This is a genomic window from Nostoc sp. TCL26-01, from assembly GCF_013393945.1.
Classification (GTDB): domain Bacteria; phylum Cyanobacteriota; class Cyanobacteriia; order Cyanobacteriales; family Nostocaceae; genus Trichormus.
Genome location: NZ_CP040298.1, coordinates 92,460 through 115,836, shown reverse-complemented (window position 1 = coordinate 115,836; position 23,377 = coordinate 92,460). Strand labels below are relative to the sequence as shown.

The following is a 23,377-nucleotide window of genomic DNA, read 5'->3' as shown; positions in this document are numbered from 1 at the left end:
AATTTCAGAAAAACAAAGCGATGGGTAAAACCACATCGCTTTGCTCTCATTACCCAAGAATCCCAATCACCGCCGCTAGAACAGCCGCAGATCGATCTCCAGTTGGCACAAACAACCGCTTACGCCATTGAATAATTTCCGTGAAGCAACCCACAGCAACAAGTCTCTCTTCCAGGGAAAGAGCCTCAACCAATTCCAAGCGTGGTTCGCTAGCAATGTAAGAACGACGCAAGGTTACGCCACCCGGCAATTGCTGAGAATAGCCTTCGTTAAGAACCAGTGATACAAGTTCTGCTGGAGAAAGCAGTTTGTTCTTCATCCCCAATTGTTCAGCCACAGACTGAATATCTTGTGCATTGACCACCCGTCCCAGAATCTTCTGACCATCACTAGTTTGCAGGCGAAATACCCGGCTGTTCTTCTGCGGCAGAATTTTCCAAATTGGTAGTAATATTCCTGTCATCAAGTGCAGGTAATCGGTGGTAAAAGAGGGTAATTCGTCTACCTCCTTCGACCAAGCTGCAACAAACTCATCGACTGAAACCGTTTTCCAAGTAGAAGATTCCAGCTTATCAACGGGGACACGGGTTTCCTTTTGGGGACGAATGAGAAGAACTCGTGGTACAACACCACCCTCAGTGTCAAATAAGCTATGAGTAGGAATTGACACAGCAGCATTACCTGAAGTTGCATTTACTATGAGTCGCCCCTGGTGTTGGGAGGCAAACTCCAGCATTTCGACAGCCGTTTTAATGTTGGTTTTCTGAACTTGCTCAACCTTCAAGTAGTTAGTTACACTCCCGGTATCTGGGTGAGTATATACTGTTTGACTACTTTCAATCGTAAACTGTTCAGCCCGGAGAGTTTCGACACCAACCTCAAAGACACCATTAGCGATCGCTGTCTCGATTTGCTGACTCAGCAAAAGTTCAAAGCGCTCGAAAATCGTATTTTGCATCCCAATTGTTAAAGCCAGCAAGCGATTGAGGAACTGTCGCAGAGGTGGCAGGTCTATTTTCATACCTCCTTCGTGAGAAGTTAGTGATAAACCTGTCATCTGCTCGAATGTACCCAGAGGCACTTGGGCAAATCGACCTTGGAATATCTGCTTGAATAATTCGTACAAGGCGTATTCGGCGTATTGAGATTCTAGGTTATCCTTAGTGTCAAATATTCCGTTGCCACCCGTTTGTCGTTGCCCACGAGTAAGTGCGCCGAGACTGTCCAATCGTCTAGCAATGGTCGAAATGAACCTGCGCTCACCTCTAACGTTGGTTGTTACAGGACGGAAAACTGGTGCAGATGCTTGGTTAGTCCGGTGAGAGCGCCCAAGCCCTTGAATGGCATTATCGGCTCTCCAGCCAGCTTCCAGCAAATAATGAGATCGCCGCCGACGATTGAGTGCATTCAAGTCAGCATGGTAACTGCGACCAGTACCACCAGCATCAGAGAAGATGAGAATTTGCTTATCTCCCGCCATGAATGCGTTAGTTTCCGCAATGTTAGCGCCAGCGCCCCGTGAATCAACAAACAAGCGTCCAGAATCATCCTTGAGAACGCGCTTACTCCGTCCTGTAACTTCAGCAATTTGCTTGTGACCGAAGTGCCAAAGCAGTTGCTCTAATGCACCGGGAATTGGGTCAAGGCTTGCCAATCTGTCAACCAGGGCATCTCTCAAGGACACAGCTTCAGCCGATACAATCGGAGAACCATCGGCATCAAAGGCTGGTTCAGAGCGTTCATCTCCATCTTCAAGAGAATGAATTTCGTGTAAGTGGACAGGAAACGCACTTAACAGGTAGTCCATGACATACTCACGAGGAGTTAGATCAAGGTTTAAGTCCTTCCATTCCTCTGGTAAAACCTCATTTAGCCGACGTTTCAATAATTCCTCGTTGGTAGAAACTATTTGTACAATCACAGCATGACCCTGGGCGATATCCTGCTCAATTGCTTTGATCAGCACGGGACATTTCATCCCCGTGAGCAAATGGTTAAAGAACCTTTGCTTGTGGGATTCAAACTGAGACAATGCAGACATTTTAGCCATGCGATTGTATGTTTTCGCACCCGTGATGTTACAAACTTCTAGCGCTTTCTCTAAATTATTATGAATAACCTGAAAAGCGTCCGCGTAACTATCATAAATCCTTTCTTGAGTAGGAGTGAGTTCGATTTCTAACATCTCATACTCAACGCCATCGAATGAAAGCGATCGTGCCAGATACAGACCCAAAGCCTTCAAATCCCTGGCAACAACTTCCATCGCCGCAATGCCACCGACTTCGATAGACTCTACAAAATCCTCACGGTTCGTAAACGGGAAATCACCAGTCTGCCAAAGTCCCAAGCGATTGGCATAAGACAAGTTTGAGACAATGGTTGCTCCGGTGGCAGAGACGTAGATAACCCGTGCAAGAGGAAGTGCGTTTTGTAGCCGAAGCCCGACAATGCCCTGCTGGGAAGCTGCGATCATACCAAGTTTACCTTCCTGCGCCATAGCGTTACCCATCGCGTGGCACTCGTCAAATGCGATCGCACCCTCATACTCCTTGCCAGCCCATTCAACAATCTGCTTGAGCCGGCTTTTACCGTTCTTTTGTGAACGCAGCGTGGAATAAGTGCAGAACAAGATGCCTTGGGTAAAAGGGATGGTATCAGCAAGTTTGATATTGCTTAGGTCGATGATGTCCTTTTCATTACCGCCTAAAGCACACCAATCTCGTCGGGCATCCTCAATTAAAGCAGAACTTTTAGATACCCAGATGGCTTTTGTCCGCCCTTGACACCAATTGTCCAATATAATGCCAGCACATTGTCTACCCTTACCTGCACCTGTCCCATCACCCAGAAACCATCCACGGCGAAATCTAACGGCATTTTCTTCGCTATTTGCTGCTACTGTAATATTGTCCCAAGAATCATCCACCAAGTAAGAACCTGACAGAAACTCAGAGTGCGCTTGACCTGCGTAGATCACGCTTTCTAATTGTGCTTCAGATAGCAATCCTTGCGTGACGATGTGCTGAGGGAGATAGGATTTGTAGGTGGGTGCAGGGGGCGAGACGAGAGCCAGGGCTGCGCTTTCACAAAGCAGCGATGGATGAGGTTTGGCATCCTTGACTCTCAGCCTTTGTGGGCGATAGATTTCATACAGCGTATCTTTGAGTCCTTCGTTGGCAGACCACTCGATCACCTCATATTCCAGAACAACTACATCTGGAATTTCTTCGGATGATTTTGGTTGTGAGAGTGCAATACGTTGTGGCAAGTTAACTACCTTCGCCACCGCCGCCACAGCTTTGATAGTTGAACGCTGCCATTGCGAACGCTGCGGCAATTGCTCAATCAGTGCCAGTATTTCAGTCAAATCTAGGGTTTCAGGGATACAAGGGATGTCAGCTCTTTCAGCAGCCGGGATTTTATCAATTACCGTAATACGGGTTTCCATCGTTGTCCCGTGCTTTGAGTAAACCTTACCACTGACTCCAACCGAAAGCACCACCCTTGCTTTCTCTTGCCACTTAACAAAAATCTCTCGCCAAGTAGGGTTAGCTGGTGAGAACCAATTAGCAGAAATTGCCACCAGCCTGCCGCGCTCACACAACCTTTGCAATGCCGAGTTGATATGCCGTGGTGTAGCATCTGGATTGCGACTGTTAACTTTGGGTGATGCCGAGAAAGGTGGATTCATCAGCACAACAGATGGCTGAGTTTTACCAACGAGATAGTCATTTATTTGCTCGGCGTTGACAGAGAACAACGGAACACCACCGAAGAGTCGCCGCAGGATTTTGGTTCTGTCGCTTGAGATTTCGTTGAGCATGAGACTCGCGCCGTGGAGTTTAGCAAATTGAGCCAGAATGCCAGTCCCAGCTGATGGTTCTAGTACCAAATCATCAGGTGTGATTTGTCCGGCAACAGAAACTAAATACGCCAAAGCCAGAGGTGTAGAGAACTGCTGAAGCTGCAACTGTTCTTCGCTGCGGCGTGTGTGCGTGGGGCAGAGGCTTTCAATCAGTTGCAGTTCTTCCAGGGGATGAGAAGATAGCCCCTTTTGCCGCAGATATAGAATTGACGCAATCTCAACAGCTTCGTATGCGTCCTTCCACTGCCAAGCGCCCTCTGCTGCTGTGCCGTGGAAGTGGCGATTCATCTGGGATTGAATCGTTTTTGTGGTCAGTGGTCGTTGCTCAATTAAGAATTTGGCGAGTTCTTGAGCAACGTTGACTACCGATTGCCCGTAATCTAAAACAGTTTGCACGTCAAAAAGAGAACCTTGTGTAGCGATGAGGCTCACCATATGTCTAATGTATAAATTTTCTCTAAAACTTGGCGTAGCCAGAACTGCTCCAGATGTTGTCCAGAGCAGTTTTGAATTTGAGCGATGGGCTACGCCCCACCGTTCAACTAAATTAAATGGGTATTAGTTTTTGATTTTAAGCAGCATTCTTGCGTGGTCTGCCGAGTTTGCGAAGCGATTCACCCTCGGTAGATTTCGTTGTTTTAGTGGAAGTAGTCTTTTTGGTAGTTCTGGTACGTTTTGGTTGTACTTTTTGAACTGGTGGTAACAGTCTTAATGTAGAGAAGGGTACAACTGATTGAGTTTCGACGGTACTATTTTGGAATGCTAATTCTAACTCCCAAGGGTCAGGCAGTTGTTCAAATTGTGGGGCAATTTGCTGAGGTTCTGGTTCTAATTGTTCAGAGTTTGAAATTGGTTTAAACTGAGGTGTTACTGCTGATATTGTGGATTTGGAAATTACCTTTGGCTGTGCAAATGTAACGGTTGGTAATGGCACTGCGTAAAGCCCATCTACAAAGTCGAAAATCATCAGGGTAACAAAGCTCATAACAATAACTTCAATAACCAATGTAAGTGTAGATTGAATGTCCATCGTTTTTCTCCAGTATTTGTAGTTTTCATAAAAGTCACGCAAAGCGTTAGAAGTCTCATACTAAACTATGAGACTTCTAAAATAAGTGTTAAAAAGGAATAGAAATCTCCTCATCTTTAAACAAATTGTTGGGAAGATTTGAGGTTGGAGATTTAGTTAACGCTCGAATCATCTTGTAGTTTTCAGAATGCCAACAGGTATCGCTAAGGGAATTATTCAACCATTTTTCAAGTTGATTTTGTAATTGAGGAGAATTCAGAATTACCTCTTTTTCTTCAACAGTCCATTGTCTTTGACTGCCATCAGAGACAGCCTCAAAAATATACTCGACTTCAGGTGATAGTAAGTTCATGTTTCTTAATGCTATAACTCACCTAAATTTTATCTAGGATTCGCAAACATATTATATAATTAGCTTTTATCAATTATTGACAATCAAAGACTTTTCGTATGAGCCAGGGTGTGTATCCAAACAATTGGAAAGAAATAGCTACAGCTGTGAAAAATACTTCAGAGTGGCGTTGTACTAAATGCGCTCGTGTGTGTTTGCGACCTGGAGAGAAACCTTCTGACTGGACGAAATCTCAACGCAAAGCTTACACACTTCAGGTACATCACTGGAACTGCGATCCGTCTGACAACAGATTAGAAAATCTTGCTTGTTTGTGTAGTGCCTTATGTAGAATCCACGTCGTAGAAGCCTTGCTGTGACTGACTTTTGTAAAATTATTCTACAACGTAACCTCTGATAACTCCCTTTTTACAAAGCAGAAAAATTTACAAAATGTAACTAGTTTTTTTGATTCAGTACCGCACTTTTCAGTGCCTAATTATTAAAATCATTGTGTTGATACATTCTTGCTCCCGGCGAAGCAAAAACGTGGTTGAGATGACTGTAAAAATTGCCTACCAACTTGACAAATGGCTTCAATCAAAGTGGCAAAGAGATACGCGATTCTACACCTTAACCCTTTGCCAAAACTTATTTGGAGAGTGGACGATCACCAAAACTTGGGGCAGTGCCATCTATCGGGGGTTTGGCAAGTCAAAAGATTTAGATTGCCCTGATTACCAAGCCGCGTTAATAACTTACTACAAACTGCAAGAGCGAAGGGAAAAGCGAGGGTATAAAAGAGTTGACCCGGAGTCAAGATATTGATGAATCTTTATCTAATTCCATTTTCGCTTTAGCTATTTGCCAAGATAGTAGTTCATAACCTGATGAAAATTTATCATTGTTTACTCTAACCTGAATTTCTCCTTGCTGTATGGGTAAATATTTTTTTGGAACATCCTGACAGAAACCACTTTCAATAGCCTGACAATACCAACGTTCAAACTCATCCTCAAGAGGAGTCATCGCTTTGAGAGGAATATTAGGTTCAGCTTCATCACGAATCATTGCCAGCAAGCAAGCACCAGGATTCTCAATGCTATTATGGCTTCGGTATTGCTCAAAGGCGGATATTGCCAACTTCACCCTAGTGACATCGTGTTTGGCTATTTCCTGTTTTAATCTAACACCGATTTTGATGCCCATTTCGGTAATTAAATGAGTAATTTCTTGAGATATATTCTTGAGTTCGCCATTATCAGACTTCTTAGGAACCGAGTTCAAAGAAACAACTTTTGGAGATGACTCAGGTGTGGTCAACTGCTTAATTTGTGTTCGCAGACGTTCACATTCGGACTTCAACTCGAAGATTTCTGCAACATGACCTCTCAAGTTCTGATTCTGTCGCTTTAATTCTCTATTTTCAGCTGACAGTTCTCGAATCCGTTGCTTGAATACTTCGCTTAAGTAGGTGGGTGGGAAAATTCCCAAGTATGTAACGAAACATTAAGCAGTGGAATTAGAGTTAAATTTAACACGTTGCGTACTGTAATTTCCTTTTTTACCCCTAGCTTCAACACCATGAATTACGGCATAAGCAAGGTCTAATTCATCATCAAATGTTTGCCCTCTTAGTTCATCTTTTTTAAGATGGTGCCATTCCAATTCAATGGGATACCCTTCGGGAAGCAAGCTACATTTCGGAGCAATATTTGGGTAAAAAGAAGATGTACAAACCCATACTCTCCCATTTAGGCCAGAGTTCTTGTACCTCATGACATCGGTGTATTGGCCCGTTATCTTGGACAATTACGCGAATACGTCCGGTTTTCTGAGCATCAGCTGCTTCAAGCTCCATCATCTGGATATAAGACTTCCGGTTAACGCCCCCAATGACTAAACCATAAACAAAACTGATCAAAGGTTGAAGAAATCCGATGATGCTGAGTCGGCGACCACGACGAAGAGTTTGTTCCAAACGTTTTTGTTCACCGCGAAAGTAATAGGTGTAGCCTGGTTCACTCCACAAGCAAAACCCTGATTCATCCAAATACTTGAGGTCTATTTCTCCCGTCGCCGCAAATAATTCGAGCATTTCTAGGTCAGCTTGTTTGTACTCTTGAACGGTGGGGTCTTGTTTTCTTTTATGGCTTTTTCTGGCTCGCTTCCAATCGATCCCCTTTTTTTGAGTACCCGTCTAATTCTGTCGGGACTCAGTTTAATCGCGCGTTCAGTTTCTAATTTTTGTGCCAACTGATGACTGTTGTATGTTCGTGGTTCTTTTTTCAGGCATTCTTCCAAAAATACTATGTCCTCTTCCTGCCATGTTGCTTTCCCTCCTCTGCCTGGTTGTTCCCATAGCCCTTGTAGACCATGTTTTTCCCATTTATGCAAAACTTCTCTAACTGTCTGTGAAGTCCAATTTACATGAGCCGCTATTTTTTCCACATACCAACCGTGTGCATTTAACCTAATTACTTCTGCTCGGTCTTTGACTTTCTGTGGTACATCTGCTGTTCTCAGGTTGAACAAAGTTCTATCTTGCTCAAGACTCAGGAATACTCTTAAACGAGCGCCCATATATATTAGTTACCTCGGCAGATTTATTCTCCTTATTTACTTATCTTCACATAGTTCGGTTTTTTCGTGCCTACCTACTTAGAGTTTTGAGGCTATGAGGTCCTGGTTTTTTCGACTCTAATGAATTTAGTTGCTGTGTTTTTTGCGACTGTAAATCATGAATGTATTCAGTTAATTCCGTCCATTTGTAGAGGTAGGAAATGGAACAGCCAGCGACTTGAGCAATGTTAGGGAAGGTCAAGGGTTTACCGCTTTTTTTAATCTCTTCAATAGCGCGAAACACTTGTTCACGTTTCTGCTCTTTTCGCTTTTGTTGGGCTGACCGAAGGACAGCAGTCTGTTTTTCTCGATTAGGTTGCTTCGCCATTAGCAACTTTCCTCAAATCTGATAGCCATTTATCCATTGCTTCTAGGGTAGCCTTGGATTCTTCATAGGCCAGGGCTGCCCCAGCTTGTTTAGCTGACTCCATGCGTTTGTGTTCTCCAGCATATTGCCGTTCATAAAGGGATAATTTGCTCGTACTGGGGCGGAAACTACTACAGCCGTAACATTTGGGGTAGAGGTTGTAGATACAGTTTGTTTTGGGGTCAAGGGTGCAGTGGCCATAGACCACCAGACGAGGTGTAATTTCCAGGTCGAGTTCGTGAGATGAAGGGTTTTTGAGGAGGCTTTCAGGTAAGGTTTGCCAGGGGAGGAAGCGGTTTTGTGAATTCAGCAGTAGTTCCTGAAAAGGTAAATCTACTGCCGCTACTTGCTCCCTAGTGGGAGGTGCATAGTGCTGAAATGTAGTTTCATTACTGAGGTGGTCAGCATAGAGTTGAGCTGCTTCCATTCCATGTTTAGCCCTGACTTCTTGCAGGCGACTAGCGCGGGTAATCTTACCTGTAAAGTAGGGTTTAATACCATTGCTATCACGAATGTCTTCTTGCTCTATCAACAGACGAATAAGACGAACCATTGGATTTCCACTTGCTGTTACTTGAGGGGGATTGGGCAATGGTTTAAGACTAGAAAACGAGGGGTAAGAACTCTGTTTAATACTTCTAAAATGACAAAACAAATAGGGGTAATCTGAGCCAAAGGTTTTCCTAATCCATTGCTGTTGTTGTTCAATGACTTGTCTAATCTCACGAGGGGCAGGTAGTCTGTGCCATCGTTCTACCTTATGCTGATAAAACTTGATATACCATTGAGCATTTTCTTCAACTAAACAATCAAAAGCCATCTGACAGATATCTGCTGGACGAGCAGCCGTATATTCTTGCAGCAAGTAGTGACTAGCAACAGGAGCAGGGATTTTGTCAAGATGCTGTTTAATCCTTTGACGGGTAATTTCATCCAACCAATCCACATCCTGAATGGTCTGTTTAGGAATATCTCGATGACGAACTAAGCTTTGAGATTCTAATCCGAAAAAATCAAAAAAATCTTTGAGGTTATATAGCTTTTCTCGAATGGTTCGACTACAGTTACTTTGGTTGAGGTCGAGAAAGGCTAAGATTAGTTCCCGGCTAATCTCAGGGAGGTGGTGGATATTATTTGGCTTCAAAATTTGACTAAACTGACGCAAAGCCACCAGAGAATTCATCGGTTTTGCACTAGCAGAAAACCTACCTGATTTGAGTAAAGAATATAGATATTGCTTGACTAGGACGCGAAACCACTCAGGTTTAATTGATTTAAAGTTAAGGATTCTCACGGGTGAGTTTTTGATAAAATGGCGAAAATCCCAAACATCATCATCAAAACAGAAATTCAATAAAGTTTCTTCTTGTTGATACCCAGCCCAACTGCCATAACTTGTGGCGTTAGGGTGAAAATTTATGTGGCAGAAGTAACAGCGGCAATTACTCTGGCTGCTAGTTGTTTGAAAGGTCTCGTAAATCCACCCTTTCTGTCCATCAGGGCCAATTTGATGGCACAGGGGATTAGGGCAAACTAAATGCTGGCGATAACCGTGAAACTGAGGTGGAACTTGACAACAAAGCAGGGTTTTAAGGGAGCAAGAATTACATCCTAGTTTGAGTTGATGACTTTGCCCATCAGCATAATGAAATTTGCTGATTTGTCCCTGATTACACTGAGGGCAGATAAATTCTCCAGAATACTTTTCTGCCCAATTGACTGACAGAGTTTCTTGAAGAGTTTGATGAATGGAAATAGGTAAGTGTTGAAGTTGACCAGTTAAGTACGTTACTTGATGACAAAAATCACATCCCAATCTCAGTTTACAAACAGACCCTTTTGAGTAAGAAAATCTGTTTAATTGTCCCTGATTGCACTGAGGACAGATAAACTCACCAACATAATCTGTCTTCCAATTAACTTGTAAAGTACCGTCAAGAGTCTGGTGAATTGAAATCGGTTGATGCTTGCGTTTACCCATGATTTTTCTGCTCTTGAAGATTTTGCAATTCTGATAAGCCATCAAAACGATTTTTGATTAAAGCTAATAAGTTAGCAATCTCAGTCACTCGTCTTTCTTGTCCGTTTTTTTGAGCTTGAATTAGGTCTTGCTGTAAGCAGTTCACGTCAGCTTCTAACTGAGATTTATCTTCGGGCGTTATCCGATGATGAGGACAACTTAAACAGGCATAGCGATGTTGACAATCTCCTAACATGGTTGGACGATGACATTCTCCCAGAGGTGTACTAACTTTGAGGAGATTAGCTAATTTTTCATACCTAGTTTTTCTCGGTTTAAAAGAAGTAACTCGACCATACATATCCACATAACCTTTGAGATTAGCTTCTTTTTCTAACCTGATAAGCGAACGCTGACGATAATGAGGTAGCATATCTAAGGAACCGTGACCTAGTACGGCGGCGATATATTCATCCTCTACTTCACAATGAGCCATAATGCTGGCTTTGGTGCGGCGAAACATGTGGCTAGTTAGTTTAAATCTGTTGCCATGTTTGTCTTTTAAGTCTGCTACTTCTCGAAAATTAATTAGCCAGTTACTAATTCTCAATCTGGTAATTGATTGGGGTTTATAGAACAGTGTTGTGCCTAGTTCTCTATCAGCCCAAGGAATACTTTGATGATGAGTATAAACGGTACAAAATAGTTTATCGAATTCAGAATCTCTCCCAAATTGAGCATCGAGAAATCTCTGCTGTTCTTGAACTAATTCAGCTACTAGAGGATGAATCTGAACAAACCGCCAGTGTTTGCGTTTTTCAACCCAACGTAGTAAGAACCATTTGTCACCTTCCTGTTTCAGGCTATGGCGTGGCATAGTGAGAATTTCTCCAATGCGGCAGCCTAACACCAATTGCAAGCGAAAAAGTCTTTCAAGTGTCGGGGGGAATAAATCGAATTTCTCGTAGATTTGGTAAAGTACTTCCTCTGGAATTGTTTCAATTTTAGGAGATTTTTTTTTGAGTTTAATCGGGGTAAAGGCAATTGAGAGCCACTGTTCTTCTTTCCAAAGATTGAGGGCGTAAGCAATCGCATTCTGACGATTACCGCTATTAATTTCGCTAATAAATTGATGGAGGAGTGCTTCTGTCAAAGATTGGGGTTGTGTATATCCATAATTACACAAAAAACGATCTAAATGGTTTAAACAGCCAACTCGATGAATAATCCGACCGAGGGAATATCGCTCTCGAATGCTGGCTTTAATGGTTAGTTGGGTCAGCCGTTTTAACCAAGGCAGTGAAAACTTGTGAAAGTAAAGATGATAATGTCCATTAATTCGGCATTCTTCTTGGCTATAACCCAATTCTAACAGTGACCAAACATCTTGATTCATCAAAGGATCATTAATCCACTGTTTCCCTAACTCAGAGAGTGCGATTCGCTCCTGTAATGCTTGTGGTGCAAATGCTTCTGCCATTAATTTTCTTCTTCTCTTAAGTATTGGTCTAGGGTCATTTCATCGAGAACATGACTGTAAATGTCTTTCGTTGTGGCAATTGAACGATGTCCTAAAAGCTGTTGTACATATTGGTCAAGGTAATTATCTTGCAGCATTCTAGTAGCGAAGGTATGGCGAAATAAGTGGGGATGTGCTTTAATTCCTGTTCGTTTGTGGAGTTGGTCAAATAATTTATTTAGGCGAACTAAGGACATCGCTTGCCCTACCCATTTACTTGATAAATTGACGAATAACATCCCGCCTCCCAAAGTTTCGGCTTGAGGCGGATATTCTTCTAGTAAGTAGGCATGAAAGGTCTCTTGAATAGCTGAACGATGGTAAATAATGGGGATTTCTCGTTCTCTTCCTTTAGCCATTGCGCGATTAGGATTGTCTTCTCTGCGTACAATCCGAATGCGTCCGCTGAAATCTAAGTCCTTGACATCTTCCAAATGTAATCCTAACAGTTCTCCCCGCCGCACTCCTGTTGAGCGCAGCAGCATGATAATTAACCTGTCTCGATAAGTTGTACAGGCGTTGGCTAAGGTTGCGACTTCTTCATCTAGTAGACAACCACTGAAGAGTTTCGGTTCTTTTATTTTGATGCGTTTGCGTCTATCAGGATTGCTTTTAGCGATTCCTCTAAGAAAGCCGACTCGTTTTCCCCAACCATGCGCTAGTAGAGTGAAATGTTTTTCTTCAATCCTGCCTTCAATTGTGTGATAGGTATAAAATTCTTGGATGGCGGTGACTGCTTGATTGACAGTGCGAGGACTCCTTTTGGCAACAATTTCTCTAACATTTTCACCAGATTCTTCAACTTCACCACCTAGCAAGTACCAATTCACAAAGTCTGCTAATTCATTTAACCCAACGTCATACCAGTTGAGAGATTTGGATTCTAGCCAGCGCCAAAAGTCTACCAGTCGATAAGTGTATGTACTTACTGTATTCGGTGCTAATTGTCGCTTTCTACAGTAGTTCAAAAATCTTTGGATTGGCTCTATGGGTAAGCAGGTTTTAGGGTCGAAGACACAGCTAAATCGTAACTCTGTGTGAGGGGATATCGCCCATTCTACCTTGGTCATTTTCTACGTTGTGGAAATTAATTTGTTTCTACCCTAACGTAAAAATTAGGGCTGTTGTTGTTGTTCTTTCCACGTTGTAGAATTGGTTGTTGTTGTCTATATAAAGTGCTTGTCATCTTTATTATCATCGTTTCAGGCGAGGCAATGTTTCTCCAGGTCAATTGTCATTGTTTTGAAAAAATGTTTATAAATTGATGAGAGGAAAATATATTTTTGAGGCTTAAGCTAAACAATGGCAAGCAAGGAAATTCAAGTTAAATTACAGGCTCCCGTCATGAAGTTACCAAACCTTGATCTCCAAACTATTGATCGCATCATTGAAATGGCATGGGAAGATAGAACACCTTTTGATGTTATTGAAACTCAGTTTGGGCTACAAGAGAAACAGGTAATTCTCTTAATGCGGCAGCAAATGAAAGAATCCAGTTTTCGTATGTGGCGAGAGCGAGTTACCAAACGCAAGACAAAACATTTATTTAAGCGAGAGTTTATTGCAGGTAGGTTTAAGTCACAAAATCAAAAATCATGAACATGAATCTTTGACAAGTGCAATGGTCGCTTTGCGAACAGACATTGCCATCGCATCTGGTAAACATAGCCAATAAAATAAAAATTACTGTCAGCATAAAACAAGTGGCTATTGTATTTGTTTCTGTAAATATTCCACCAGAAAGAGTCAAAACTTTTAGGCATATTAATGATAAAGACGCTATAGCTTTGCAGGAAATTGAGATATCAAGAGTTCCTTGCGTGGGAGAATTTATTAGGTATAAAGGACATGATTGCAAATTAACGAAGGTAGTTCATAACATAGACATTAATAGCCGTAACTCTTTCAATATAATCAACCCAGAAGCTTTTATTGATGTGCTGTTATGCGATTCATGATTTAATTATTGTTAATTAATTACCTATATATATCATGATAAAATCTTAATTATGAGGATAAATAAAAAAACTAAATCTTCATCAGGAGGTGAAATAATGACTCAATCTAAAGATGGCAACGGACAAGGAGAATATAATCCTGAAGTCGAGTTTGAATACTTGGCAGCAGATGTCTGGATTAAATCAGACTCTGAAGGAAACAGAGACGTTGCCTATACTGAAGATGTCTTAGAAGCATTGGAAGAGAATGATGAAGAGTCAGACTCTGAAGATGAAGAATAGCATCTAATTAACTTATGCCCCTAGCTTACACCTGGGGGCTTTCCTCACCATCTCTTCTGATTGGAGTATAGCTTATGTTAACCACAAGCATTATTCATCCTCTGCATTTCCAAATTATTCGTAGAGAAGGTACGACTTGGTATTTTAAAAATGGAGGTGTTTTTTATAACCGCACTGGTGAACCCATTCCTGAAAGTGACAGAGAAAGGTTGTTTGGCATAACTAAAAATAAAATAGTAATTGAATTGTTCCGCATCAATGGCGGTAACGCTGGTTATTACCTTGTCAATCTTCGAGATAAAAAATATTACTACTGTGGTGATAACTGGGAAGATGTCAAAACTAAATTACAGGAATTAGGGATTGGCAAAGATGAGCCAAATTATCAGTCTTAAGTACAAAATGACGATGAATGCAAACCGTTGAATCATGGGCGATCGCTCTTAGGCTTTTATCGCTGCTCCCAAAAATTGGTAGAGTTAGTAAATCCCCCAACAGCTTTGTTTGCATTGTAGACAATGCCTATCTACAGAAAACGCTACGCGGACAATTGGGACGAAATATCGCTGGCTATCAAAGAAGCATCTCAGTGGCAATGTCGGCACTGTGGGCAAAAATGTTTACGTCTTGGCCAGAAACCAAAGGAACTGTCTCGTTCTGAATGGACAGTATTGACGCTCTCAGTACACCATGCTAATTCTACACCTGAAGACAACCGAATTGAGAACCTAATCCCGCTTTGCACTCCCTGCCACATTGCAGTTCACGGTAGAGCTAGGGGACGCTCAAATACATCACCTGGCCAGCTAGAATTGCCACTTTATTATGGATAACGACGTTGTAATTTTTATTATCAGTACTGGTCTGCTTATTATGTATCTAGTGTTCTCGGCTTTAACCGAAATGGGTACAAAGTTACCTTGGAAGAAGTAGGGGGTGGAGCGTTAGGAGTGCGATCGCAACTTGAGCCAGAATGCACAAACACTATCAAAATGAAGAGTTTATTTAATTTATTTTTTAAACAAACGCTGGTGGACGCTCAAGAGCTTTGCAGTGGTAAGCCTGAGCAAGTTGCCCAAGCTGGGCAATATGACTTGGTTGGAGCAAGTAAACAGAAGAATCTTGAAGAATCTGCTTTAATTCTGCCGCCCACTGACCATAATGAGAACGGCCAATAGTACCTCCAGATGACTGTATGTAGTTGACTAAAACTTGGGGGTGAAGCTTAAATGTACTATTTCCATATTCCTTGGTGCATTGAAGAAGAAATTCATAGTCAGCAAATATTTGGTACTTAGGATTCCATTTAGGAGTAGAGTTATGAACATGAGTGAATCCATTGCTATCAAAAATTTCTTGCTGAGAAATAAGATTATCAAGTGTACAGAAGGAGTTGCTAGGAGAAGTAAAAATTTTACTGGAACGTATAGTTTTATGTTGAAGAACAACATCACGACGACGCTTTTGTATAGCCATACTGTATTTAACAAAACCATGTTGTTGAAAAAAATGCTTAGTAGCACAAATAAATTCTCTCTCAAAGCTATTGTCATCATCTAAATAAGTAATCAAACTACCAGTGGCTAGATTTAATCCAGCATTCCGGGCATAGCATAAGCCAAAACCAGTAGATGAATGCTCTATTTCTACATAAGCTATGGGAAATGGAGCTTGAAGCGTAGCAATCATCTCTCTGGTTTGTTGGTTGCACCCATCGTTAATGACTACCCACTCAAAATTATGGTCGGTTTGGTTGAGTAAGCTATTAAATGCAACTGTGTAAAGTTGTTGAGGTCTATTATATGTAGCGGTAATAACTGAGATTGTCATATTTCAGGTTCTATAATTATTTGTTGTTCTCTTTGTGCAAGAAAATTCCCAATTTTCAACCAATTGGCCTTATCTTGCTGGGTTAAGCCCCTAGCTAGATATATCTGAGTATCACCGTAACCTAATTTTATCAGAGGCAAAGTATCCTGATTTCTTGTCAATGTCAATAATGAATCTGCCAAATTTAAAATAAGTTTATACTCGCCTACTTCTACTCCTAGTCTATCTTTGTCAATCCGTTGTAAATTCTGAGTATTAGTATCTCTATCACTAATAACTAAGCGGTCAAATAAATTTTTAATAACAGGTGCAATAACTCTGGCTATTTGTGTTTGTTGTTCTAATAACTCCTGGTAATTCCATTTGGGTAGCTCGATATTTAATTCCATTTTAATAAATCTTTCGGCAAGAATAGCCATTTCTATTGGGCCAACTCCACCAGGAACAGGAGTAATATTTTGAGGAATAGAATAAGCACTCTTATCTATATCACCTAAAGGAGCATTTACAGTAGGAGTAAACCCAGCATCAACAACTAGTCTGTGCTGAGGCAATATGTATTGTGTCATTGCCCCAGGTTCACCCGTTACAGTTACTACAATATCTGCTTGAGCAGTTAAGGATTTATCGTCATTAATTTCTAAAATAAAAGATTCTATCCCTCGTTGTGCGAGATATTGAATAACTCCATTACCGACGAAACCACCTCCTCCTATGACTGCTACTTTTGATTGAGAATCAGCATAAGACTCTACTAATCTAGCAATTCCTTCAGATGTAGCTGCTGCTAGAAACAGCATATTTGGTTGTTGCCTTACACAATCAATATCTTTAATAGGAGAGAGTAGTCTAATGGATTCTTGAAATTGGAAGGGGATTGGATATTGAACAATAGCTGTAGTTATTTTATCGTTGTCATTGATTGAGTAAATTATATTTTTAAAATCTTCAACAGGACTATTTTCAGGCAATATTATATAATTAGAGCTAACGCCAATAGCGTTAAATATCTTTACTTTTTGTTCAGCAGAAACTCTGGCTGCTTCATAACGAGCTTTTCTAGCTAGAGGAAGATTTTCTGAAGCTTCAAATCGGATGATTGTTATCTCTTTGCCTTGCAGTTGAGATTTATACTGCTGACATTCATTTTTGATATGTTCTTTAATTAAGTTCCCGTCTATTAATCCCATTATTAAAGAAATTAATTTATTTTCATACTAAAAAATATTTCAAAAAGAATATTTATTAATATATCCAAGTTCAATATCATTATTATATACATAGTTTTTCAAGTAATTACCATCAAATTCATAACCAGAAAAAACTAGATTTTTATCTGGATACTGGTGTTGAAACCACAAAATTGCTTCTTCTTCTGTGTGAAATGTTTGTAGTGCTACATCTTGTGAAGAAATACTCCAAGCATTACTATCTTTTGAACTACACACATATTTAAGCATTTACTTACCTCATGAAATATGAAAGGAAACTTGTTTACCATTTTATTATCTTTGTATTTAGCCCCTCCAAATAGTTCACCGTCAGCCTGACACAGATGCAGCTAATGATCGCAGCAGTCGCCCCCCATAGAACTCATGCCGCAGTCCCGACAGAACCCCCAGCACCCCCAACTCCGACCAGACTCCTAAATCCTCGCCGCGCAGAAACACTTGATAGTAGCCGCACTTTAAGCGATCGCACACAACAGGATAACCAGACGAGTGGCACTTTTCGATTAGTGACAAGACCTGAGATGGATAAGTGGTTTTCCCACCTTGGACAAGAGTTAACTGTGTTCGGGAAGTGCCAATTTCCCCACCCCACAACTCAGGCAAATACCTTTGTACTACTTCCTCCCCAACTTGATGACGGTGGCAGAAATCCCCGGTTTTCTCGAAACAGCACAGTGTTACATTCTCCGGGTTGCCCTTCTGCTTGCTAACCCAAAGCTGGATCAACTGCTGCCGAGAGTCCAAAATTTCGCGGAACCGTTGTGTATATTCTTCCTGGGCGATCGCATCTTTAGCTGAGGACTTCCACCACTTGAGCAACTCAGGAGTGGGTGCGAACAGAGGAAGATGCTTGCCTTTCCAGTTTGGAGGCGGGTAGAGTGAAATAGAAACAGCCTCACCCTTAACTTCACTTGCGTAGTAAGAAGTATAAATCATACTACTACACTCCCACCAAATCATAATCAGTAACCCAAGCAAGCCGACTGTTGAGCTTAGGGTTGCCGGAGGATTGAGGCAGGATACAAATCGGTGCATCCCCTGGAAGAATTAAATCTGGGGATTTCCACTCAATGCTGTAAAACCAAGCACCATTGATCAGCTGTAGCCCCAGGACAGTACGAATCTTTGGGCTATCCCCAGCAAACTGAAACTTGACTAACTCACCCACCATGAACACAGGTTTTTCCACGGAAACAGCTTGCAGTCGCCCAGAGGTGATGATTTCGACTCCTCGCACTGAGACAATATCGTGATCAAGAGCGATGGAGTATTCCCAACCATCCGACCATTCAACCCCGCAACAATAGCCGAATACTCTTTTGGTAGGCAGATAAACCCTTTCCAGCAGACTGATGACCATCGGCGGGATTTCTTTGCCCCAGGGTGGTGAGATGTACCAGCAGGTTTCTAGCGTTGTGATTGAGTTAGTCATAAGAAAGCTCCAGTTGTTTTTGTATATGTGCGAATAACTGAGTTGCAAAACTGGGTGGAACAGAGTAGCCGATGATTGAGCCAGCCGTACCGGTTTGTGGTGGGAACTCATACCAAGATAGAAACCCTTGTAAAATGGCTGCTGCTTGGATAGTCAAAGATTTGACAGTACCATCAGGCAACCAGATGTCAGCGAATTTGTTGCGGTTGCAGCCTTTGTGATCGGTGAAATGCGAGCGCAGTATGGTGTTAGCGGGGTGCAACCCAGGCTTGCACTTGGGTAACTTGCGTCCCCCAACCCGTTCAATCAATAGTGGTGTTGGTTCATTGGTTGTTAAAAATTGTTCTACGGCTTGTTGCTGTTTGGGTAATAGTTGCGAGTCGTTCATTGTGGGGATGAGATGAGCGATTGCCCTATACCAACCGATATGTTTAGATGTGGGTGGTAGTGTCAGCACTACATCCTGACAAGCTACTAAGATCAAACGTTTCCGCGCTTGGGGTAGTCCAAAGTCAGCCATATTCACCACGCTGTAATTAACCCTGTAACCAAGAGATTCTAGGGTGTTGAGGATAATGGTGAAACTTTGACTATGTTGATAACGTGAGACATTTTCTAATGTGAATACCCGTGGACGCAACTTTCGTAGAGCTGCTGCTACTGCTTGGGCTGCGGTTAGGTCATCAGGAGATTCCAGTGCAATACCCGCTTTGGCAGTGTGGGCTTGGCTGAAGTTAGAACAAACCGGCGAGGCATGAAGATAGTCAGGGTTTTGTGGAAACCCGATAAATCCTTGGGCTACTTGTTGTACGGTAAGTTGGATAGTTTTACAGGCGTACTTGCTGAAGTTGCGGTGGTGGGTTTGAGCGATCGCCTGACTGAGTTTTGGTTTAGTCGGGTCATGTTCCACCGCGACGACTGGACGAATACCGGCTTGTACCATGCCCGCTTCAATACCGCCGCCCCCGGCGAAGAGAACTACGGCGATGGGTGCGTTAGCTTTTAGTGTAGGTTTGCAGGAAGGTGATTTTTCAGATTTAGTGCGTTTGATGAAGGCGATTATCTCATCCTCTAAGAATTTTTCGGGTATCGCCAGAGACATGATAAGCATTCTCGTATTTATGTGAACATGAGGCGAGAAGATGTGACAGAAACTTTGAAATTCACCGTGCAAAGTTCAAAAATCGAGAAGTAGAGAAATCACACAGCATAGTCGCAGTGCCGAGTTTGCCGTAAAGCCGATTTTTCTCAACAATCAACTCGATAGTTTGGTCACTAGGGTCTTTTGTATACACAGAATCGCGGTAAAGCATAATTAACTGGTCGCAAACCTCGAAAATTTCCCCAGAGTTGCGGAGTAAATGGCGATTGGGGCGTTTATCAGCAGTTGTTTGGTTCCCCCGGTTGATTTGACAACCCAAGAAAACGGGGATTTTGTGTTCTTTAGCTACAGCGCGAATCTGGCGAGTAATCTTGCCGACTTCATGAGCCATGTTTCCACTAGACTCCAAAGGAATTTGCTGTAGATAATCAACAAATACAGCACCAATCAAGCCGCCAGACTCACTAATAGAGCGACGAACAGCAGAAGCAATCATAGTGGGAGTTGGGGAAGAATGCTCAAAAATCTGCCAAGGCATTTCGGCTAGTTGACTAACGCCTTGTGCAACTTGCTGCCAGTAGGATTGTGTTTGGGCTTGGATATGAGCAGAATCAACACCTGTAATCCTCGCCAACATTCGGGCATTGACTTGACCTCGATCCATTTCGGGAGTGACATAAAGAACACCCTTACCGAGCTTAGTCATGATTTCGTAAGCAGTGGAAATCATGAAATGGGTTTTGCCCATGTGAGACTCAGCCGCCACAACCACCAGACTACTGGGGTAAAGACCGCCCGTGATTGCTTCCAAGTCATACCAACCAAATTTTTCGCCTTGCATTTGTCCTGCCTCCAGTTTTTGGTAGAGTTCGATGGCCATGTCAGCAGCCTTGTGAACCTTGCATTGTTCATCAGAGGAATTCTGGGTGACGCTGAAAACTTTTTGTTCAGCTTGTGAGAAGATTTGTCCTAAGTCGGTTTGGGTTTCGTAACCCAACTGCACAAGTTCATTGCCGATTTTGATGAGCTGTCTTCGGCGGTATTTTTGCATGACCAAATCAGCCAGAACATCGATGTTGACGGCAGAAACAGTGCGGTCAAATAGAGTTGCTAATTTGTTTCGTCCGCCAATGCGCTCTAGAAGACTATGATCCTTGAGCCAGTTGGTCAAGCAAAGTAAATCGGTAGGTTGACCAGTAGCGGCAAGCTGAGTAAATGCTTGGTAGATAGTTGTGTGGGCGCTGAGGTAGAATGCTTCCGGGACAAGGATATGGCTGATTCGGTCGAAGGCTTGTGGGTCAAGCATGATGCCGCCGAGTATGGATTCCTCAGCCTCAATGCTCTGTGGCGGTAAACAATCCACTTCTTTGGGAACCGAAAATGAAATGACGTTATCGTGGTTAAAGTTCATAATTACGCTCCAAGTGCTTGTTTTAGTTGAGCTTCAACTTCTAACAAGGCAGATGCGGATAGTGTTGAAGAAGTACGGGTTTTTTGAGAATTCGCTCTTTGAAAAAGTTTTTCTTTGATGCTGAGAGTTTCGCTGGTGTGCTGAGGTAAAGCAGAATTGCTTTGGCTGGATAGCTCTTGTTGGTGACGTTGTTCGTCTTGGGCTATGGCCTGCGCTAAAGAAATGTTTGCTTTGGCAGTTGGATTTGGAGTAGTTGGTGGGGTGTGGCGTTGTTGTTGATTTAGAGCTTGTTGATAACGCTGCATCAAGTTAGTCCAGCCACCTTTGGTTTTCTCCCAAGTATTCATCACGGAGACTGCATGGGTGATTTTTTCGTCTTTTGTGCATGAGGCACTGCTGGCTAATTCCACAGCCACCAAATCCACAACTATCGGGTTGAAATTCTGGTAGAGAGGGTGTAACTTCCGTTCTCTTGAACGCCAAGGTAACACCCATCGACTCCACTTAATTTTTTCCCGGACAACCACTGGTACACAATCCGAGGCGAAAGTAGTCGGGTCAGTAATCCAAGCCTCAATGAGTTCTTTTACATTCTGGGCTGATTTATAAGGGTCTTTATTCGATAGTTCGTTTTTAGCGAACGACCCCGCCGCAATAGAAAGTCTACTTGAGAGATTTTCGGTTTGAGACGAAGATTCTGGTTTTGTGAACAACGTAGAGAGAGATTTGGGGTTGGGTTGGTCTAGGATTTGAGGCAAAGATTCTGGTTTTGTGAACAACGAGGTGAGAGATTTAGGGGTGGGTTGATCTTGGTTTTGTGGTGAAGTTAATTCAGATTTTTCTTCACACACACATTCTTGGGTGGGGGGTGCGCCGGGTTTAGGGGGCGCTTTTTGTATGTGTTTTTCTTCTAATTGTTTTTCTTCTAATTGTTTTTCTATATGAGGGGTGGATGCTCCAACGTTGGATAACCCACCGTTGGAGAATCCACCGGTGGGTAAGCCATCGTTGGACAACCCACCTATGGGTGAACCACCGACAGACGAGCCACCTTTGGACGACCCACTTATGGATGAATGATTTTCTCGAAACAACTTTGTGTCGTCTTTGTTGGTAAAAATGTAATATTGCCAGTCAAACTTACCATTGTTTGGGTTATGCTCTTGGACTCTGACTAAATAGTCATTTTGTTCAGCATTTTTGATAGCATTACGGATTTTGTCTCGTTTGTAACCCAAATGTTTTTCGATTACTGTAAAGCTAATATCAAAGTTTTCGTCGTGAGAAGCTACCCAACAAATTAACCTAAATGTTGAATCAGTAAGGTTGTTATCACGAATTAAACTGTTAGGAATTGCTGTGAACTGTTTGGATGGTTTACCATTACGAAATCCCATATACTCCTCCTTAAAATTTCATAATCTCGGATACATCTAAGTCGCTCAATAAAAGTAAGTTTTGGCTTTTTTTATGGCAAATAAAACACCTCAAACTGAATATGATTCTCCGTGGAAACAGATGTTGCAACTGTATTTTCAAGACTTCATGCAATTCTTCTTTCCCCAAGCTCATGCTGAAATTGATTGGAATCGGGGCGTTGAGTTTCTAGACCAGGAGTTGCAACAGGTAGTCCGTGATGCCGAGTTAGGAAAACGACTGGTTGACAAATTGGTAAAAATTTATCGCATTGGGGGTGAAGAATCTTGGTTGTTGATCCATGTTGAAGTTCAAAGCCAAGAAGAAGACGATTTCCCCAAACGGATGTTTGTATACAACTATCGAATTTTTGACCGTTATGATCGCTCTGTTGCTTCCTTGGCAGTGCTTGGGGATGACAACATTGACTGGCGACCAAATCAGTTTGGTTACGAGTTGTTTGGCTGTACGGTTGATTTTCAGTTTCCTGTAATCAAGCTGTTAGACTATCAGCAAAGGTTGCCGGAGTTAGAAGCCAGTCGCAATCCATTTGCTACGGTTGTATTAGCTCATTTGGCAGCAGTGCAAACCCGTAGCAACAGGTCACAACGCAAGCAGCAGAAACTGGTTTTGGTGCGTCGGCTATATGAGCAGGGGTTTGAGCGTGAGGCTGTTATTAACCTGTTGGCTTTTATTGATTGGATGCTGACGTTACCATTGAATTTAGAAATAGAGTTTAAAAGAGAAGTTCAACAATTAGAGGCAGGACAACGTATGCAGTACGTGACATCATTTGAGCGAATTGCCCGTATGGAATCTTTGTTAGAAGGGATTGAAGTTGGTTTGAAACTGAAATTTGGTACTGAAGGTTTAAGCCTATTACCAGAAATTTCAAGGATTGAAGATGTCGAGCAATTAAGGGCGGTTCTTAAAGGACTAGAAACAGCAAGTAACTTAAATGAATTGCGTTCCTTGTATCAGCAAACAACTGAAAATCCTCCAGAAAATTAGCATTGT

At 42.2% G+C, this 23,377-nt stretch carries 24 protein-coding genes; 7 read left to right on the top strand and 17 right to left on the bottom strand.

Going from position 1 to position 23,377, the window contains the following annotated elements:
- Positions 1-49: 49 nt before the first annotated feature.
- From FD725_RS29785 to FD725_RS29775, 3 genes are all read right to left on the bottom strand, one after another.
- A complete protein-coding gene (locus FD725_RS29785; RefSeq protein ID WP_179051820.1) occupies positions 50-4,303 on the bottom strand; it encodes a strawberry notch-like NTP hydrolase domain-containing protein in 4,254 nt (1,417 codons plus the stop codon).
- 136 nt (positions 4,304-4,439) lie between these two features.
- Positions 4,440-4,898: a hypothetical protein gene (locus FD725_RS29780; RefSeq protein WP_179051819.1), complete on the bottom strand. Its 459-nt coding sequence runs from the start codon at positions 4,896-4,898 to the stop codon at positions 4,440-4,442.
- A gap of 88 nt (positions 4,899-4,986) precedes the next feature.
- Entirely contained in the window at positions 4,987-5,250 is a 264-nt protein-coding gene (locus FD725_RS29775; RefSeq protein WP_179051818.1) for a hypothetical protein, read from the bottom strand.
- Positions 5,251-5,348: 98 nt separating this feature from the next.
- On the opposite strand from FD725_RS29775, the gene FD725_RS29770 reads away from it, so the two are divergent.
- Positions 5,349-5,609 (top strand): HNH endonuclease, encoded by a 261-nt coding sequence (locus FD725_RS29770; protein ID WP_179051817.1) that lies wholly within the window; start codon positions 5,349-5,351, stop codon positions 5,607-5,609.
- Positions 5,610-6,045: 436 nt separating this feature from the next.
- Here FD725_RS29770 and FD725_RS29765 read toward each other — a convergent pair whose 3' ends face one another.
- The 6 genes from FD725_RS29765 to FD725_RS29740 all read right to left on the bottom strand — a co-directional run bounded on the left by FD725_RS29765 (position 6,046) and on the right by FD725_RS29740 (position 12,767).
- The gene (locus tag FD725_RS29765; protein ID WP_179051816.1) at positions 6,046-6,723 is read right to left on the bottom strand and encodes a hypothetical protein; all 678 of its coding nucleotides are present in this window, start codon (positions 6,721-6,723) and stop codon (positions 6,046-6,048) included.
- Positions 6,724-6,925: 202 nt separating this feature from the next.
- A protein-coding gene (locus FD725_RS29760) for an IS630 family transposase (protein ID WP_179051815.1) occupies positions 6,926-7,812 on the bottom strand; the annotation gives its coding sequence in 2 pieces (ribosomal slippage) (positions 6,926-7,417 and positions 7,420-7,812; 885 coding nt in all).
- A 70-nt stretch (positions 7,813-7,882) separates the two neighbouring features.
- The gene (locus tag FD725_RS29755; RefSeq protein WP_256872017.1) at positions 7,883-8,179 is read right to left on the bottom strand and encodes a DUF6262 family protein; all 297 of its coding nucleotides are present in this window, start codon (positions 8,177-8,179) and stop codon (positions 7,883-7,885) included.
- On the bottom strand, positions 8,163-10,199 hold the full coding sequence (locus FD725_RS29750) for an integrase (protein ID WP_179051814.1): 2,037 nt from the start codon (positions 10,197-10,199) through the stop codon (positions 8,163-8,165). Before FD725_RS29750 ends, FD725_RS29755 begins: the two co-directional genes overlap by 17 nt.
- Positions 10,192-11,658: a tyrosine-type recombinase/integrase gene (locus FD725_RS29745; RefSeq protein WP_179051813.1), complete on the bottom strand. Its 1,467-nt coding sequence runs from the start codon at positions 11,656-11,658 to the stop codon at positions 10,192-10,194. Before FD725_RS29745 ends, FD725_RS29750 begins: the two co-directional genes overlap by 8 nt.
- Positions 11,658-12,767, bottom strand: a complete 1,110-nt coding sequence (locus FD725_RS29740) for a tyrosine-type recombinase/integrase (RefSeq protein ID WP_179051812.1) — start codon at positions 12,765-12,767, stop codon at positions 11,658-11,660. Before FD725_RS29740 ends, FD725_RS29745 begins: the two co-directional genes overlap by 1 nt.
- Positions 12,768-13,041: 274 nt before the next feature.
- Between FD725_RS29740 and FD725_RS29735 the strand changes: the two genes are divergently transcribed.
- The 5 genes from FD725_RS29735 (at position 13,042) to FD725_RS29715 (ending at position 14,598) form a co-directional block, all read left to right on the top strand.
- Positions 13,042-13,296 carry a TIGR03643 family protein gene (locus FD725_RS29735; protein WP_179051893.1) on the top strand — a complete coding sequence of 85 codons (255 nt, stop codon included), beginning with the start codon at positions 13,042-13,044 and terminating at the stop codon, positions 13,294-13,296.
- A gap of 17 nt (positions 13,297-13,313) precedes the next feature.
- Positions 13,314-13,655 carry a hypothetical protein gene (locus FD725_RS29730; RefSeq protein WP_179051811.1) on the top strand — a complete coding sequence of 114 codons (342 nt, stop codon included), beginning with the start codon at positions 13,314-13,316 and terminating at the stop codon, positions 13,653-13,655.
- A gap of 96 nt (positions 13,656-13,751) precedes the next feature.
- Positions 13,752-13,937: a hypothetical protein gene (locus FD725_RS29725; RefSeq protein ID WP_179051810.1), complete on the top strand. Its 186-nt coding sequence runs from the start codon at positions 13,752-13,754 to the stop codon at positions 13,935-13,937.
- A gap of 74 nt (positions 13,938-14,011) precedes the next feature.
- On the top strand, positions 14,012-14,332 hold the full coding sequence (locus FD725_RS29720; RefSeq protein ID WP_179051809.1) for a hypothetical protein: 321 nt from the start codon (positions 14,012-14,014) through the stop codon (positions 14,330-14,332).
- A gap of 17 nt (positions 14,333-14,349) precedes the next feature.
- Complete coding sequence (locus FD725_RS29715; protein WP_179051808.1) at positions 14,350-14,598, top strand: hypothetical protein; 249 nt, start codon at positions 14,350-14,352, stop codon at positions 14,596-14,598.
- Positions 14,599-14,954: 356 nt separating this feature from the next.
- Here the strand turns inward: FD725_RS29715 and FD725_RS29710 are convergent, their stop codons facing one another.
- From FD725_RS29710 to FD725_RS29675, 8 genes are all read right to left on the bottom strand, one after another.
- Complete coding sequence (locus FD725_RS29710) at positions 14,955-15,767, bottom strand: glycosyltransferase family A protein (RefSeq protein ID WP_179051782.1); 813 nt, start codon at positions 15,765-15,767, stop codon at positions 14,955-14,957.
- Entirely contained in the window at positions 15,764-16,957 is a 1,194-nt protein-coding gene (locus tag FD725_RS29705; RefSeq protein WP_179051783.1) for a bifunctional 5,10-methylenetetrahydrofolate dehydrogenase/5,10-methenyltetrahydrofolate cyclohydrolase, read from the bottom strand. Before FD725_RS29705 ends, FD725_RS29710 begins: the two co-directional genes overlap by 4 nt.
- 39 nt (positions 16,958-16,996) lie before the next feature.
- Positions 16,997-17,227, bottom strand: a complete 231-nt coding sequence (locus FD725_RS29700) for a hypothetical protein (RefSeq protein ID WP_179051807.1) — start codon at positions 17,225-17,227, stop codon at positions 16,997-16,999.
- Positions 17,228-17,308: 81 nt separating this feature from the next.
- The gene (locus FD725_RS29695; RefSeq protein WP_179051806.1) at positions 17,309-17,935 is read right to left on the bottom strand and encodes a DUF488 family protein; all 627 of its coding nucleotides are present in this window, start codon (positions 17,933-17,935) and stop codon (positions 17,309-17,311) included.
- 4 nt (positions 17,936-17,939) lie between these two features.
- Positions 17,940-18,431 carry a DUF1392 family protein gene (locus FD725_RS29690; protein WP_179051805.1) on the bottom strand — a complete coding sequence of 164 codons (492 nt, stop codon included), beginning with the start codon at positions 18,429-18,431 and terminating at the stop codon, positions 17,940-17,942.
- Complete coding sequence (locus FD725_RS29685; protein WP_256872016.1) at positions 18,424-19,533, bottom strand: DNA cytosine methyltransferase; 1,110 nt, start codon at positions 19,531-19,533, stop codon at positions 18,424-18,426. The genes FD725_RS29690 and FD725_RS29685 overlap by 8 nt, the downstream gene beginning before the upstream one ends.
- A 61-nt stretch (positions 19,534-19,594) precedes the next feature.
- Positions 19,595-20,944, bottom strand: a complete 1,350-nt coding sequence (locus FD725_RS29680) for a DnaB-like helicase C-terminal domain-containing protein (protein ID WP_179051804.1) — start codon at positions 20,942-20,944, stop codon at positions 19,595-19,597.
- 2 nt (positions 20,945-20,946) lie between these two features.
- Positions 20,947-22,341, bottom strand: a complete 1,395-nt coding sequence (locus tag FD725_RS29675) for a helix-turn-helix domain-containing protein (RefSeq protein WP_179051803.1) — start codon at positions 22,339-22,341, stop codon at positions 20,947-20,949.
- Between the two features lie 73 nt (positions 22,342-22,414).
- Between FD725_RS29675 and FD725_RS29670 the strand changes: the two genes are divergently transcribed.
- Positions 22,415-23,371 carry a cytosolic protein gene (locus tag FD725_RS29670; RefSeq protein WP_179051802.1) on the top strand — a complete coding sequence of 319 codons (957 nt, stop codon included), beginning with the start codon at positions 22,415-22,417 and terminating at the stop codon, positions 23,369-23,371.
- Positions 23,372-23,377 lie beyond the last annotated feature (6 nt).